Annotated in this window: 13 protein-coding genes and 1 pseudogene; 8 read left to right on the forward strand and 6 right to left on the reverse strand. The window is 72.2% G+C overall.

Features of this window, described 5'->3' with window-relative positions:
• Nucleotides 1–33 precede the first annotated feature (33 nt).
• A complete protein-coding gene (locus tag ACZ7L6_RS37515; protein WP_004002760.1) occupies nucleotides 34–228 on the reverse strand; it encodes a hypothetical protein in 195 nt (64 codons plus the stop codon).
• Nucleotides 229–546: 318 nt separating this feature from the next.
• On the opposite strand from ACZ7L6_RS37515, the gene ACZ7L6_RS37520 reads away from it, so the two are divergent.
• The 5 genes and pseudogenes from ACZ7L6_RS37520 to ACZ7L6_RS37540 all read left to right on the forward strand — a co-directional run.
• Nucleotides 547–939 carry an ankyrin repeat domain-containing protein gene (locus ACZ7L6_RS37520; RefSeq protein ID WP_471931946.1) on the forward strand — a complete coding sequence of 131 codons (393 nt, stop codon included), beginning with the start codon at nucleotides 547–549 and terminating at the stop codon, nucleotides 937–939.
• A gap of 301 nt (nucleotides 940–1240) precedes the next feature.
• Nucleotides 1241–2659, forward strand: a complete 1419-nt coding sequence (locus ACZ7L6_RS37525; protein WP_471931948.1) for a HEAT repeat domain-containing protein — start codon at nucleotides 1241–1243, stop codon at nucleotides 2657–2659.
• A 287-nt stretch (nucleotides 2660–2946) separates the two neighbouring features.
• A complete protein-coding gene (locus ACZ7L6_RS37530) occupies nucleotides 2947–4077 on the forward strand; it encodes a glycosyltransferase family 4 protein (RefSeq protein ID WP_471931950.1) in 1131 nt (376 codons plus the stop codon).
• A complete protein-coding gene (locus ACZ7L6_RS37535) occupies nucleotides 4074–5234 on the forward strand; it encodes a glycosyltransferase (RefSeq protein ID WP_471931952.1) in 1161 nt (386 codons plus the stop codon). Before ACZ7L6_RS37530 ends, ACZ7L6_RS37535 begins: the two co-directional genes overlap by 4 nt.
• Nucleotides 5231–6070 (forward strand): annotated as a pseudogene (locus ACZ7L6_RS37540) (SGNH/GDSL hydrolase family protein); the annotation flags it as partial. The gene ACZ7L6_RS37535 and the pseudogene ACZ7L6_RS37540, both read left to right, overlap by 4 nt.
• Nucleotides 6071–6410: 340 nt before the next feature.
• Here ACZ7L6_RS37540 and ACZ7L6_RS37545 read toward each other — a convergent pair.
• From ACZ7L6_RS37545 to ACZ7L6_RS37565, 5 genes are all read right to left on the reverse strand, one after another.
• Nucleotides 6411–7280 carry a 5-oxoprolinase subunit C family protein gene (locus ACZ7L6_RS37545; protein WP_471931954.1) on the reverse strand — a complete coding sequence of 290 codons (870 nt, stop codon included), beginning with the start codon at nucleotides 7278–7280 and terminating at the stop codon, nucleotides 6411–6413.
• The gene (locus tag ACZ7L6_RS37550; protein ID WP_471931956.1) at nucleotides 7277–7894 is read right to left on the reverse strand and encodes a 5-oxoprolinase subunit B family protein; all 618 of its coding nucleotides are present in this window, start codon (nucleotides 7892–7894) and stop codon (nucleotides 7277–7279) included. Before ACZ7L6_RS37550 ends, ACZ7L6_RS37545 begins: the two co-directional genes overlap by 4 nt.
• Nucleotides 7891–8649, reverse strand: coding sequence for a LamB/YcsF family protein (locus ACZ7L6_RS37555; protein WP_471931958.1), 759 nt, complete (start codon nucleotides 8647–8649; stop codon nucleotides 7891–7893). Before ACZ7L6_RS37555 ends, ACZ7L6_RS37550 begins: the two co-directional genes overlap by 4 nt.
• A gap of 155 nt (nucleotides 8650–8804) precedes the next feature.
• Complete coding sequence (locus tag ACZ7L6_RS37560) at nucleotides 8805–9656, reverse strand: putative hydro-lyase (protein WP_471932010.1); 852 nt, start codon at nucleotides 9654–9656, stop codon at nucleotides 8805–8807.
• Nucleotides 9657–9685: 29 nt separating this feature from the next.
• Nucleotides 9686–10984: an MFS transporter gene (locus tag ACZ7L6_RS37565; RefSeq protein ID WP_471931960.1), complete on the reverse strand. Its 1299-nt coding sequence runs from the start codon at nucleotides 10982–10984 to the stop codon at nucleotides 9686–9688.
• 133 nt (nucleotides 10985–11117) lie between these two features.
• Here ACZ7L6_RS37565 and ACZ7L6_RS37570 point away from each other — a divergent pair, with 133 nt between their 5' ends.
• The 3 genes from ACZ7L6_RS37570 (at nucleotide 11118) to ACZ7L6_RS37580 (ending at nucleotide 14381) form a co-directional block, all read left to right on the forward strand.
• The gene (locus ACZ7L6_RS37570) at nucleotides 11118–11813 is read left to right on the forward strand and encodes a GntR family transcriptional regulator (protein ID WP_471931962.1); all 696 of its coding nucleotides are present in this window, start codon (nucleotides 11118–11120) and stop codon (nucleotides 11811–11813) included.
• A gap of 128 nt (nucleotides 11814–11941) precedes the next feature.
• Complete coding sequence (locus tag ACZ7L6_RS37575) at nucleotides 11942–13468, forward strand: hypothetical protein (protein ID WP_471931964.1); 1527 nt, start codon at nucleotides 11942–11944, stop codon at nucleotides 13466–13468.
• Nucleotides 13469–13499: 31 nt separating this feature from the next.
• A complete protein-coding gene (locus ACZ7L6_RS37580) occupies nucleotides 13500–14381 on the forward strand; it encodes a hypothetical protein (RefSeq protein WP_471931966.1) in 882 nt (293 codons plus the stop codon).
• Nucleotides 14382–14416 lie beyond the last annotated feature (35 nt).

A 14416-nucleotide genomic window follows, 5' to 3' on the forward strand; every position in this document is an offset into this window, starting at 1 on the left:
CCTGGAGGTGCGTACGGTCGGGAGGGGGCGGCGTCAGAACTGGATGCCGCCCAGGAGGCTCGCCAGGCTCTCGCCGCCGGCCTTGATGCTCGGGGCGATCGCCGTGCTCGCCAGGTAGAAGCCGAACAGGGCCGAGATCAGGGCGTGCGACGCCTTCAGTCCGTCCTTGCGGAAGAAGATGAAGACGACGATGCCGAGCAGGACGACGCCTGAGATGGAGAGGATCATGTGAGTGCTCCTGGTTGGGTGGGGACAGTCACCATGAGTACTTCCAGGCTCACAGGATGTATCCATACGATAAAAGGTGCAACTGGGTGAAATTCGGCAGATTTCCCTCGGGTGGCGGAGTGTCCTTGGCCGGATGAACTGGGGTGGTGCGTCCGACCGTGTCTGCGATGATCTTTGCCGCGGACGCAGCGGGTCATGTGCCGCGCGAGCCAGTACCCTGGCGAATCACTCGTACGGCCGACACCGCTCGCCGGTCGTACCCTTGCTCCCCGCAGTCCCCAGCAGTCCCCGAGTGTGTAGTGAGAGGCGGTCCGGCCGATGACTGAAGCCCCCGACCCCGAGGTCGTGGAGCTGGCGACCAAGATCTTCGATCTGGCCCGGCAGGGGCAGACGGAGGCGCTCGTGGCGTACGTCGACGCGGGTGTTCCGGCCAACCTCACCAACGACCGCGGCGACTCGCTCGTGATGCTCGCCGCCTATCACGGCCACGCCGACGCGGTGCGTGCCCTGCTCGCCCGGGGTGCCGAGGCGGACCGTGTCAACGACCGGGGGCAGACGCCACTCGCCGGTGCCGTCTTCAAGGGTGAGACGGACGTCATCAAGGCCCTTCTTGAGGCCGGTGCCGATCCGGCCGGGGGGACCCCCTCAGCCGTCGACACGGCTCGGATGTTCGGTAAGACGGAACTGCTCGAACTGTTCGGCGCTCAGTGAGCCGAGCGCTCTGACCAGCTGAAACACGGAAAATGGGGGAGGCGGTACAGGGCCGCCGAAATTTCGGTCGCGGCAGATGGAAGTGCCGAGTCATCATGACGTCGTGATTCACGGACGCGATGGCTGGGCAGGTGTTGCCGCACCGCGCGGGCCGTGATGCGGTCCGCGAGGGCCACTGACGAGAGGCAGAGGAAAATGGTCTACAGCAAGCAGGAAACGGCGGGCGCCCCGACGTGTTGTCACGCGGCCAGGTGAAGCAAGAACCCCGGTTGCGTCGACGCTTGATGTGAGGCTGTTTCCCATGTTCGAACCGGTCATAGCGCCCAGCGGTACGCTGCTCGGCCTGCTTCAGCGGGGCCGCGGCGACGGCACACTGCACGCGCTCACCGCCCCGCGCGCCGAGGCGCTCGCGGCCCTGAACCACTGCGTGCTGCGAGATCCCCGCCACGACTGGCAGGTGGAGAACCGCTCCCTGTACTACGCCCGTCTCTTCCTCGACCTGAACGGCGAGCTGGACGAGATCGAGGCCCACCTCTTCGACGTCGAGGACGCCCTCGACACAGACGAGTCACGCACCGGGCTGGCTTTGGCCGTCCTCGGCCACCTCGCCTCCTACGGCAGGCGGGACGCCCTCGAACTGCTGCGCAGGTACGCCGCCACGGGCTCCAACTGGGCCTGGGCGCTGGACGAACTGGCGCTCAGGGACGACGACGCGGGCCTGCGTGCCCTGGCCGCACCCGTCCTGGCGCGTTTCCCGGCCGATCCCGAGGGCGAGGCCGAGTTGGCCGTCGCCGTACGCGATGCTTTTGAGCCACGGCCCTGGCGGCTGTGGGCCGAGGATCCGCGCGAATCGATCGCCACGCGCGTGCGTGCCGCTCAGGAGGCCGGCTGTTTCGACCGCTGGCAGCGGCAGATGCGACCGACCGGGCCCCGTCCGGGGTGGAGCGTGCAGGCGGTCTTCGAGTGGGCCCAGCAGGGCATGGAGCGCGGTGCCGCGCTCCATGTGCCCGCCGCCCGGTGCCTCACGGCCGTCGCGGGGCCCGAGGACCGGCCCGAGATCGTCGCCGCCGCCAAGGACGGCACCGACGGAGCCCGCTGCACCGCCCTGCGCTACCTCGCCGACAGCAATGATTCGGACGCCCTCGACCTGATCGAGGCGGCCGTGGTCACCGGCTCACCGGCCGTCGTGGAGGCCGCCGTCGACGCCTTCGAACGGATGCGCAGTGTGGCCGCCGTCGACCGCGCGCGCGGCTGGGCTCGACGGCCCGACGAACTGGGCGCCGCCGCCGGACGCATGCTCGCCTGCCGTGGCGGGACCGAGGACAAGGACCTCGTCCTCGCGGCGCTACGGGAGGCCGTACGCGGCGAAGGCCCGGACGCGCCGACCCTGTGGACCCTCGTCGACGGCACCGGACGGCTCGGCATCGCCTGCGCCGCCCCCGTCCTGCGCCATATCTACCGCGAGACCGCCTCCTCCCATCTGCGCTGCCGCACCGCCCGCGCTCTCGCCGCCACCGACCCCTCCTTCGCGTCCGGCTTCGCCGTCGAGTGCCTCTGGGACTGCGAGGAGTCCACCCGGGAGATCGCCGCCCGGCACGCCGAGACCGGTGACACGCGTGTCGTCGAGCGGCTGCGCCGGCTCGCCGCCGACCCGGCCGAGGAGGACGAGGTGCAGACGGCCGTACGCAGCCGGATCGGGCCGGACACGGCGAACGGCTGATCATCGGGTTTCGGACGCGAAGGCCGGCTGATCACCGGGCCCGCCACGAGAGCCGGCTGATCATCGGGAGGCACACGGCCCCCGGCTGATCACCGGGCGGGACATGTGCTCACGCGGTGAAAGTCGGGGAGATCCGGCCGCCGGGTGAACGCGGGATGACCTGCGGGTCAGGCGCGCATGGACGTGATCTGACCCGCTCGGGGGCGCAGCGGAACGCTCATGGGACGTTTGTCGTTCGGAAAGATCCACTTTGACGCGGCCACGTCCGGTGCGGCGACAACACCGGTATGCGTGTCGTCATCGTGACCGAATCCTTTCCCCCCGATGTGAACGGCGTGGCCCATTGCGCGCTCCAGACCGCCCGACACCTCGTCGACAGCGGTCACGCTCCCCTCGTCGTCGCACCGGCTCCCGCTCCCGGGAACAAGGCGGCCGCCTCTCTGGCGCCCTGCCCAGTCGTCCATGTCCCCTCCCTCCCGCTCCCCGGCTATCCCCAGGTCAGGGTCGCGCTCCCCAGCCGCCGCCTCGCCGCCGCGCTGATCCAGCACCAGCCCGACGTCGTCCACCTGGCCAGCCCCTTCGTCCTCGGCGTCCGCGGCATGGCCGCCGCCGCCCGGCTCGGCATCCCCGCCGTCGCCGTCTACCAGACCGACCTGGCCGGCTACGCCCGCACCTACATGGGCGCCGGCGAGGCCGCGGCCTGGCGGCGCATACGTTCCGTCCACTCCGCCGCCGACCTCACGCTCGTCCCCTCCAGTGCTTCCATGAACGACCTCGAGGCACACGGAGTTCCCCGGCTCAAGCTCTGGGCACGCGGCGTGGACACCGCCCGCTTCCGCCCCCGACTCCGCGACGAGGCGCTGCGCCGTGAACTCGCCCCGAACGGCGAGGTCATCGTCGGCTACGTCGGGCGGCTCGCCCCGGAGAAGCACATCGAGCTGCTCTCCGGCGTGTGCGGCATCCCGGGCGTGAAGGTCGTGATCGTCGGCGACGGTCCGAGCCGGCCCGCGCTCGCCGAGGTGTTGCCCGGCGCGGTCTTCCTGGGCCGTCGCGGCGGGGACGACCTCGCGCGGATCTTCGCCTCGTTCGACATCTTCGCGCACACCGGCCCCTTCGAGACCTTCTGCCAGACCGTGCAGGAGGCCATGGCCAGCGGCGTGCCCGTCGTCGCGCCCGCCGCGGGCGGTCCGCTCGACCTGGTCGACCACGGACGCACCGGCCTGCTGGTGCCGCCGCGCGACGCCTCGGCCGTACGGGACGCCGTCCAGGCCCTGGTCGCCGACCCGGCGCTGCGGGCCGCGTACGGGGCCACGGGACGCGCCACGGTCGAGGGCCGCACCTGGGCGGCCATCGGCGACCAGCTGATCGGGCACTACACGGACGTGCTCGCCGCCCGCCGGGCGGTGGTGGCGGCATGACCGGCCTGCGCATCGTCCGACTCGCGAACTTCGTCGCCCCGGCCTCCGGGGGCCTGCGCACCGCGCTGCGCGAACTGGGCAAGGGCTTCAAGCTGGCGGGCCACGATCCCGTCCTCGTCGTGCCGGGCGAGAAGTACAGCGACTGCGACACCGAGCAGGGCCGTGTCATCACCCTGCCCGGCCCGATGCTGCCCGGCACCGGCGGCTACCGCGTGCTCCTCGACAAGCGGCGGGTCGCGTCCCTCCTGGAGGAACTCGCCCCCGACCGCCTGGAGGTCTCCGACCGTACGACGCTGCGGTGGACCGGCAAGTGGGCCCGCCGCGCCCGGGTGCCCGCCGTGATGGTCTCCCACGAGACCGCCGACGGCGTGCTGCGCACCTGGGGCCTGTCGGAGAAGCTGTCCCGGCGCGCCGCCGACGCCCTCAACGTCCGTACGGCCCATACGTACTCGAAGGTCGTGTGCACCACCGAGTTCGCCGAGCGGGAGTTCGTGCGGATCGGCGCCCGCAACGTCGTACGGGCTCCGCTGGGCGTCGACCTGATGAACCGGCGTCCCACCCTGCGTGACGCTGCGCTGCGCGCCACCCACGCGCGCGCGGACGAGACGCTGCTGGTGATGTGCTCCCGGCTCTCCGTGGAGAAGCGGCCCGGCACCGCGCTGGACGCCCTGGAGTCGCTGCGCGGGCGCGGTGTGCGGGCGGTGCTCGTGGTGGCCGGGAACGGGCCGCTGCGCGCGCGGCTCGAACAGCGGGCGCAGGAGCGCGACCTGCCGGTGACCTTCCTCGGACACGTCGCCGACCGCAGCCTGCTCGGCGCCCTCCAGGCCTCCGCCGACGTGTGCCTGGCTCCCGGGCCCGCCGAGACGTTCGGGCTCGCCGCGCTGGAGGCCATGGCCTGCGGCACGCCCGTCGTGGCGAGCGCGTCCTCCGCGCTGCCGGAGGTGATCGGATCCGCCGGGGCCACCGCGGCGGACCACGGGGACGCCTTCGCGGACGCCGTGGAGATGCTGCTCGACCGTCCCGAGCGAGAGCGCCGGGACGCGGCACGCGCGCGTGCCGAGTGCTTCGGCTGGGGCACGGCGGTGGACGCCTTCCTCACCGCGCACGACGCGGCGGTGCCGGCGCGTCCCTTCGCGCGTGCGGAGGGCGCGGCATGAGACCGCTCCGTTACGTCGCCCTCGGGGACTCGCTGACCGAGGGGGTGGGCGATCCCGTGGGGAACGGGTGGCGCGGCTGGGCCGCGCTGCTCGCCGGCGGGCTGTCCGGACCGCCCGCCGAGTTCATCAACCTCGCGGTCAGCGGGGCCCAGACGCGGGACGTGCTGGAGAGTCAGCTGCCCGCCGCGCTGGCCCTGCGGCCTGACATCGCGTCCGTCCTCGTGGGCGTCAATGACACGCTGCGCAGCACCTTCGACATAGAGAAGATCGCCGAACGCCTGGACAAGGTCTACGCGGCGTTCACCCGGCAGGGCGCTGCCGTCCTCACGGCCTGCCTGCCCGACCCGGGCACGATGCTTGGCCTGCCGGGGGTCCTGGGCAACCCGCTGGCCCGGCGGCAGAGAGCCGTCAACACGGTGGTCCACACGCTCTCCGAGCGGTACGGGGCCGTGCATCTGCACGCGGTCGACGACGCCTGGATCATGGAACGCTCGATGTGGAGCTCCGACCGGCTGCATCCCGGGGAGCGCGGGCACCGGCAGATCGCCCTGCGCTTCCACGCGATGCTGGCGCACAGGGGCCTCGCGTCGGAAAGGGCGCCCTCGCCCGAGCCCGAGTTCCCGCCGCCCACCAAGTCGGCGAGCCTGCTGTGGTTGGCCACCGCGGGTACCGCCTGGGTGGTCCGGCGGTGCAACGACCTGCTGCCTCAGCTGCTGCGCCTCGCCGTCGATGAGATGCGGCACCGCGCGCGGGGCACCAGCGGCCGGCTCGACCTGCGGGCGGCGCAGGAGGTGTCCAGGGTGCTGGCCTCGCTGTCGGCACCGGCCTCGCTGCCGGCGCCGGTGCCCGAGCAACGGGGGGTGCCTGGGCAGCGGGCGGTGCCTGAGCGTCCGGCGGTGCCTGGGCATCGGGCCGTGTCCGTAGACGATTGGGTAGTGCCGGAGCGTCAGGTGGTGCCTGAGCGGCGGCCCATGCCTGAGTATCGGCCTGTGTCCGGGCAGCCGTCCCTGCCGGAGGGGGCGGCGGTGCCGGGCCGACTGTCCCTGCCGGAGGGTTTGTCTGTGCCCGGGCAGCGCTCGGTTTCGGGGCAGCAGCCCGCACCAGAGGCGGCGTAGCGCGCGTGTGCGGGGCGCGCGTGTGCGGGGCGCGCGTGCGTGGCATCGTGCGTGCCGGGGATCAGCGGCGACGTACGGCCACGAAGCGCAGCGGCGTGCCCGGTGCCGCCTGGGCGGCGGCCGGGAGGTCGGCCGCGCGGACGACGGCGATCACCGGGTAGCCGCCCGTGGTCGGATGGTCGGCCAGGAACACGACCGGCCGGCCGTCGGGCGGAACCTGGACCGCGCCCAGGACCATGCCCTCGCTGGGGAGTTCACGGCTGAGGGCCCGTTCCAGGGCGGGGCCTTCCGTGCGCAGTCCGATGCGGTTGCTGGCGGAGGACACGCTGTATGCGCGGGAGGTGAAGGCGCGCACCGCCTCCGGCGTGAACCAGTCGTCGCGCGGGCCCAGCGTCACGCGCAGGACGAGTTCGGCGGGGGGCGCCGGTTGCGGGGCGACGTCCACGCGCGCGTGGAGCCCCGTAGGGCGGCCCAGAGGCAGCACCGCGCCGTCCGTGAGCGGCGGTGGGCCGAGACCCGACAGGAGGTCCGTGGAGCGGCTGCCGAGGACCGGCTCGACGGCGATGCCGCCGGAAACAGCCACATAGCTGCGTACGCCGGAGACGGCCGCGCCTACGTCCAGCAGCGCACCGGCGGGCACCCGCACCGGAGCGCCCCAGGCGACCGGGCGCCCGTTCACCGTGACCCGGCAGGGAGCGCCGCCGACCGCCACGGTGACCGTCGAACGAGGCCGCACCGCACAGCCGTTGAGCGTCGTCTCCAGTACTGCGGCCTCGGGGCTGTTGCCGACGAGACGGTTGACCAGCGCCGCTGCGGGCCCGTCGAGCGCACCCGAGCGGGGCACGCCGAGGTGGGCGTGGCCGGGGCGGCCGAGGTCCTGCACGGTGGTGAGCGCCCCGGCGCGTACGACGGAGAGCGCGCGGTCGGTCATGAGCTCCTCACCGGAACGAAGCGCACGCGCGTGCCCGGCGACAGGAGTGCGGCCGGCACGCGCGTGTGGTCCCACAGGACGGTGTCCGTGGTCCCGATCAGCTGCCAGCCACCCGGCGACGAACGCGGGTACACGCCCGTGTACGGGCCCGCCAGCGCCACCGCACCCGCAGGTACGGCCGTGCGTGGCGTGGCCCGCCGGGGGACGTCGTAGCGCGGGGGCAGGCCGGTGAGGTAGCCGAATCCGGGGGCGAAACCGCAGAAGGCGACGCTGAATTCGGTGTCCGCGTGGATGCGGGCCACCTCGTGCGGGGAGACGCCCCAGTGCGCGGCGACCTCGGCCAGGTCCGGGCCGTCGTAGCGCACCGCGAGTTCGACGACGTCACGCGCGCGTGGGGGAGCGGGCGGCACGTCGGACGTGGAGAGTTCGGCGGCCAGGCGGGCCGGGTCGGCGAGGCCGTCGAGCAGGACCGTGCGGGCCGCCGGGACGATTTCGCGGACCGAGAGCGAGCCCGCGGCGCGGCGCCGCAGCAACTCGGCGTGCAGCGCCTGGGCCTCCTCGCCCGAGGACACCTCGACGAGCAGGGCGTCGTCGCCGACGGGCAGCGCCCTCATACGAAGGCCTCCACCCGGACCCCCGACTCCTCCAGCCGCGCCCGCACCCGCCGGGCCAGCTCGACGGCGCCGGGCGTGTCCCCGTGCAGACACAGGGAACGCGCGCGTACCTCCACCCGGCACCCCGAGTGGGAGGTGACCACGCCGGAGCGGGCCAGGCCGACCGAGCGCTCCACGACGGCCTCCGGATCGGTGACCACGGCGCCGTCCTGGCCGCGTGGCACGAGCGTGCCCTGCTCGGTGTACGCGCGGTCCGCGAACGCCTCCGTGACGGCCGGGAGACCGGCCTTGGCGGCCAGTTCCAGCAGCCGCGAGCCGGGCAGGCCGAGCACGGGCAGGGCGGCGTCCGCGAGGAGCACACCGTCGACGACCGCGCCGGCCTGCTCCTCGTCGTGCACCACGCGGTTGTAGAGCGCGCCGTGCGGTTTGACGTAGGACACGCGCGTGCCCGCCGCTCGCGCGAAGACCTCCAGGGCGCCGATCTGGTAGGCGACTTCGGCCGCGAGCTCGGCGGGCGGCACGTCCATCGCGCGCCGCCCGAACCCCGCCAGGTCCCGGTAGGAGACCTGGGCGCCGATCCGTACCCCGCGCTCGGCCGCCTGCTCGCACACCCGCCGCATGGTGGCCGCGTCCCCGGCGTGGAAGCCGCAGGCCACGTTGGCACTGGTGACGACGGACAGCAGCCGTTCGTCGTCGGTGAGCTGCCAGCGGCCGAAGCCCTCACCGAGGTCGGCGTTGAGATCGATCGACGTCATGGTCCTTCAGGGTCTCTCGGGACGGGGTCTTGTCGGGGACTTGGTGTCGGGGGTTTGCCAGGGGACTTCGGGCTTTGTGCCGGGGGCTTGTCATGGAGCCTCGGACTTTGTGTCTGGGCTTGTCAGGGGATTTCATGCCGGTGCCCTGCCCCGCGTCAGGCGACCGCCCCGACGCGGAACTGTTCGTCGCGGGCGTCGGTCAGGAACATCTGGCCCGGTGCATGGGTGATGGCGAACGGCGGGCGGGAGGCCATCACCGCGGCCTGGGGGGTCACTCCGCAGGCCCAGAACACCGGGATGTCGTCCGGCTCGGCGTCCACCGGGTCGCCGAAGTCGGGGCGGCCGAGGTCGGCGATGCCCAGCGCCCACGGGTCGCCGCAGTGCACGGGGTCGCCGTGCACCGCCGGGAGAAGGCTGGTCTCCCGGAGCGCCGCCGCCAGATGCTCCGGCGGCACCGGGCGCATGGACACCACCATCGGGCCGCGCAACCGCCCTGCCGGACGGCACTGGCGGTCGGTCACGTACATCGGCACATTGCGGCCCTGCTCGATGTGGCGGATCGGGACGCCCGCCGAAGCCAGCGTCCACTCGAAGGTGAAGCTGCAGCCGATCAGGAACGACACGAGGTCGTCGCGCCAGTGCGCGAGCACGTCCGTCGGCTCGTCCACCAACTCGCCGTCCCGCCACACCCGGTAGCGGGGCAGATCGGTGCGCAGATCCGCGCCGTCGGCGAGGACAGTGGTCCAGGAACCGGCGTCCGTGACGTCGAGGACCGGGCAGGGCTTGGGGTTGCGCTGGCAGAACAGCAGCATGTCGTACGCCCAGTCGGCGGGCACCGAGATCAGGTTGACCTGGGTGTGGCCCGCCGCGACCCCGGACGTCGGACCCGTGAGGCCTTCCCGGAAGCGGGCGCGTGCCGTTTTCGGGCTCCACGCGTGCGCGTGCTCGTCGACGAGGGTGAGCGGGCGGTCTTCGGCCACGACGGGGAGCGGAGCGTTTTCGGCCATGAAGGTGAGCGAGCGGTCCTCCGTACGGTTCACACCAACTCCTTCCCGCGCGTTTCCGGCAGTCCGAGCAGCGCCAGCGCCGCGATGGCGTAGCCGATCGCGCCGAAGACGAGCGCGCCGCCCACGCCCCAGCTGTCGGCCAGGAAGCCGACCGTGGTCGGGAAGACGGCGCCCACCGCGCGGCCGGTGTTGTACGTGAAGCCCTGTCCTGTGCCGCGCACCGCCGTCGGGTACAGCTCGCTCAGGTAGGACCCGAAGCCGCTGAAGATCGCCGACATGCAGAACCCGAGCGGGAAACCGAGCACCAGAAGCAGGGTGTTGGCGCCGCTCGGGATGTTCGCGTACGCCAGGATGCAGACCGCCGACAGCAGGGCGAACAGCCAGATGTTGCGCCGGCGGCCCAGCCGGTCTGTGAGGTAACCGCCGGTCAGGTAACCGATGAAGGCGCCCGAGATCAGGAACGTCAGATAGCCGCCGGTGCCGACGACCGACAGCTCGCGCTCGGTCTTCAGATAGGTCGGCACCCAGGTTGCGAGGGTGTAGTAGCCGCCCTGGACGCCGGTGGAGAGCAGCCCGGCGAAGACCGTCGTACGCAGCAGGCCGGGCTTGAAGATCGCCGCGAACGACCCCTTCTGCGCGCTCTGTTCACGCACGGCCACTGCCTCGGGGGCGTCGTGCACCCGGCGCCGCATCCAGATGACGAGGAGCGCGGGGAGTGCGCCGGTCCAGAACATCACGCGCCAGGCCAGGTCGGCGTCGGCGAGCGAAAAGACCAGCGTGTACATGATCGCGGCCATTGCCCAGCCGACGGCCCAGGAGCTCTGGATCGCGCCGAGCGTGCGCCCACGGTGCTTGGCGCTCGCGTACTCGGCGACGAGGATCGCGCCGACCGCCCATTCGCCGCCGAAACCGAGGCCCTGGAGGGCGCGGAAGACCAGCAGCGTCTCGTAGTTGGGCGCGAAACCGCAGGCGACGGTGAAGACCGCGTAGGTGATCACCGTGATCATCAGTGCCCTGACCCGGCCGATCCGGTCGGCCAGCACTCCCGCGAGGGCGCCGCCGATCGCGGAGACCACGAGCGTGACGGTGGTGAACAGGCCGGTCTGGCCGCTGTCCAGGCCGAAGTACGCGGCCAGCGCGACCATGCTGAGCGGCAGGGTGAAGTAGTCGTACGAATCCAGGGCATAACCACCGAAAGCGCCCGCGAAGGCGCGGCGGCCGCGCGGGCCCAGGGCGCGCAGCCAGCCGAACGCGCCGTCGTCGGCGGCGCGTTCGTCAGTGGTGGGGTGGGTGTTCGTCATGGCCTGCGGTGGAGGGGTCGTGCTCATGGGCACCTCGCAGAGAGGGGACGGAGGGTGCTGTGGATTGAGCCGTGCCGGTTCGTAGCACCGTAGAGGATTGTTCAACGATCCCTCAATACCCATGTTGGTTCGTTCTTGGTATCTGCGATTGAATTCCGGCATGGCAGAGCAGCTGACCTCACTCGCCGAGGACCGCGCCCTCCTGGGGCGCACCAGCACCGCGGAGCGCGTTGCGGACATCCTCCGCAGCCGCATCGCCGAGGGCTTCTTCCCGCCCGGCACCCGGCTGTCGGAGGACAGCATCGGCGGCGCGCTCGGCGTCTCCCGCAACACACTGCGCGAGGCGTTCCGGCTGCTCACCCATGAACGCCTCCTCGTGCACGAGCTGAACCGAGGCGTGTTCGTCCGGGTCCTGACGGTCGAGGACGTCGAGGACATCTACCGGACGCGCGGGCTCGTCGAGTGCGCCGTCGTACGGGGGCTCGGCGAGCCGCCGTACGGTCTCGACGGCCTCGCAGCGGCCGTCGAGGAGGGCCGCCGGGCGTCTGCCGAGGATGACTGGAAAGGTGTGGGTACGGCCAACATCCACTTCCACCGGGAACTGGTAGCCCTGGCGGGAAGCGCCCGCACCGACGAGCTGATGCGCAGCGTCTTCGCGGAGCTGCGGCTCGCCTTCCATGTCGTGGACGACCCGAGGCGGCTGCATGAGCCATACCTCGCCCGGAACCAGCAGATCCTCCAGGCCCTGGAGGCGGCGGACAAGGCCGAGGCCGAGAAGCTGCTGCGGGTGTACCTCGAAGACTCGCTCCAGCGGGTTGTGGAGGTCTATAAGAGGCGGGTGACAAGCGCCCCGTAGGGGCGCGGGGAACTGCGCGATCAGCCCCGTACGGCCCGCAGCCGAAACACAACCGGCAGTTCCCCGGCTCAAGCAGCGTCGCGCCGTCGTTTGGGCCGTTGTCAGACCGAGGACCTAGTCTGTGCACCGTGACTTCACCCGCACCGACGGACCGTGTTCCGCCCCAGCTCAGCGCGGGGCCGCGCCCTGCTCCGGGCCCGGCCGCCGACGAGGGACTGGCGCGGCGGCTGCGCGCGCTCGCCTGCACCGCGCCGCTGCACGACCTCGACGCACGCAAGGCCAACCTCGCGGGCGAGTACTCGGTGTACGGCATGGCGGAGGTGGCGCTCGCCGCCATCGACCTGGTCACGCTCAACATGGACTTCGACACGGGCGCCGACCACGACCAGATCGTCGCCCGGCTGATCCCCCGCATCGCCGCCCAGGCCCCACAGCGCCCCGTGGCCGAGCACGAGCGCGTGGCCCGCTGGGTCCTGGAGAACCTGATCAACGTCGGCAGTGTGGACCGCGGCTTCCGGGCGGTGTACGGCACGTTCGCGCCGGACGGCAGCTATGTCCGCCGTGACTACGACTTCAAGCTGATCGAAGAGGTGCCGGGACCGGGCGGCACGGTGTACCTGCGGACGACCGACGAGGCGGTCAACGTCCTCGTCGGCGCCCTGGACACCGATGTCACCAGCGCCCAGATCGCCGCCGAGGTCAAGCTGGAGGTCCTGATCAACCGCGGCCGCCTCGCCGATGCACAGCTGGCCGCCGAGCAGGCCCGGTACCGGACCGTTCAGTACTCGGAGACGCTCCGCAAGGCGCTGGATGCCACCCGGCGCAACGTCCGGGCGGTGGACTGGCTGAACGCCGTACCGGACATGATCGCCGAGGCCCTCGACCACGTCGCCGACCGGTACCGCCACGAGAACGCGATCCTCACGAACATCCGCAAGGCGCGCGACGAGACCGAGGACCCCGAGCACAAGCGCCGCGCGGCCGAGCTCGTCGACATCGTCAAGGACTGCATCCGGCGGCACACCCAGCTGCAGTCCCGCCTGCTGGAGGCCGGGCCCCTGTTCCGCGCCGAGCAGGACCGGCAGGCCTTCGCGACACCCATGACGACGTCGGGGATAGACCTGTACGGGCATCTCGTCGCGCCCGTGCTGCCGTTGCCGCTGGAGCAGGCGGTCCGGGTCACGGATGCCTTCTTCGCGCGGGGGACCGGGCTGCGTACACCGGCGTCGGTCCGGGTGGGCGACCTTGTCGACCTGCTGCTGACGCCGCCGGTGGAGCGGGAACATCTGGGGGCCGAGATGCCCGAGCCGGATCTCATCGCCACGCCGGACGACAGCCGGTTCAGCGAGGAGCAGTTGGCCGCCGCGATGAACCTGCTGGACCTGCCGGCCGACGCGCCGCGCCGATTGTCGGGTCTGCTGGCAGAGGCGCGTCGCCAGGACCCGGATCTCCCGTACCTGGTGGCCCTGCTGGCGGTTCACGCGGCCAGTCCACCGGTCGGGACCGCCTACCGGCAGGGGGAGGAGAAGCTGCTGTTCGCCGTGGACGACGGAACGGAGCTGGACGATCCCGAGTTCGGCGGAGCCGACCTGATCGTGGGGACGGCCCTGCTGGACGCGGCCGGGATGGCCGCCGACAGGACGGAGGCAGCATGAGTGAGCAACAGCAGAGCAAGGAGCACCAACCGTGAGCGAGCACGTCGAGTGGAGTGACCAGGAGGCGCCTGCCCCGTCGGCGACCGCCGCCGTCACCCCCGCGGACGCCGCCGACGCAGCCCGGCTCGTTGCTTTCGGCCTGCAGCCCAAGCTGCAGCCCGCTCGGGACCAGGAGTACACCGAGCTGCTGCGGCGCTATCGCGAGGACCCTCCGTTCGCGCGGCTCGCGGACGCCGTGGCCGCCGGGCTGGGACTGGTCGTGCTGGAGGTGTCCCCGCGCGCGGGGATGGCGGTGACCGCCGCCGAGGACTCGGTGTTCGCCGTACGGATGGGCGACTACGCGCGCCGTACCTCGGCCGACGGCAGCGACCGGTTCCTGCACGGGCTGGCGCATCTCGCCGTCGCCGCCATGGCGTTCCCCCGGCCCGAGGACCTCGCCGACGACGGTTACATCGGGCGGGTCACCGTCAACGGCGTGGACGCCTTCGTACGGCAGGCCTGCCGTCGGTTGGAGGAGCGGGCGGCCGAGCAGGGGGAGAACACCGACCCCGCCACGGACGCGCCCGGCCTGGAGGCAGCCTGGCGCATCTGGGTCAGACGCAGCGCCACCGGCGCCACCAAGGACGCCCGCCGGCTCGCGGGCTCCACGACCGGCATCATCGGCAAGGCGGTGGCGTTCCTCACCGACTCCGGGTTCCTGCAGCGGACGGGCGACGACAACGGCGGCACGTACCGGACGACCGCCCGTTACCAGCTCCAGGTGCGTGACATGGCGGGCAGCGCCGCCATGGCCGAGTTGCTGGAGCTGGGCGTGGTCCCGGTCACCGACGGCACGCCGACCCTGCTGCCCGCGGAGGACACGGACGACCAGGAGCTGGTGGCCGACGCCGGCCTGCCGTTCCACTCCGCCTGAACCCCACGACCTGCCCCGAGTTCATCGAACTTCCC

This window comes from Streptomyces sp. NPDC107522, assembly GCF_055657525.1.

Bases quoted from the DNA above. Each gene is read 5' to 3' on its own strand.
- ACZ7L6_RS37515 (WP_004002760.1), bottom strand. From the start codon at position 228: ATGATCCTCTCCATCTCAGGCGTCGTCCTGCTCGGCATCGTCGTCTTC.
- ACZ7L6_RS37520 (WP_471931946.1), top strand. From the start codon at position 547: ATGACTGAAGCCCCCGACCCCGAGGTCGTGGAGCTGGCGACCAAGATC.
- ACZ7L6_RS37525 (WP_471931948.1), top strand. From the start codon at position 1,241: ATGTTCGAACCGGTCATAGCGCCCAGCGGTACGCTGCTCGGCCTGCTT.
- ACZ7L6_RS37530 (WP_471931950.1), top strand. From the start codon at position 2,947: ATGCGTGTCGTCATCGTGACCGAATCCTTTCCCCCCGATGTGAACGGC.
- ACZ7L6_RS37535 (WP_471931952.1), top strand. From the start codon at position 4,074: ATGACCGGCCTGCGCATCGTCCGACTCGCGAACTTCGTCGCCCCGGCC.
- ACZ7L6_RS37545 (WP_471931954.1), bottom strand. From the start codon at position 7,280: ATGACCGACCGCGCGCTCTCCGTCGTACGCGCCGGGGCGCTCACCACC.
- ACZ7L6_RS37550 (WP_471931956.1), bottom strand. From the start codon at position 7,894: ATGAGGGCGCTGCCCGTCGGCGACGACGCCCTGCTCGTCGAGGTGTCC.
- ACZ7L6_RS37555 (WP_471931958.1), bottom strand. From the start codon at position 8,649: ATGACGTCGATCGATCTCAACGCCGACCTCGGTGAGGGCTTCGGCCGC.
- ACZ7L6_RS37560 (WP_471932010.1), bottom strand. From the start codon at position 9,656: ATGGCCGAAAACGCTCCGCTCCCCGTCGTGGCCGAAGACCGCCCGCTC.
- ACZ7L6_RS37565 (WP_471931960.1), bottom strand. From the start codon at position 10,984: ATGAGCACGACCCCTCCACCGCAGGCCATGACGAACACCCACCCCACC.
- ACZ7L6_RS37570 (WP_471931962.1), top strand. From the start codon at position 11,118: ATGGCAGAGCAGCTGACCTCACTCGCCGAGGACCGCGCCCTCCTGGGG.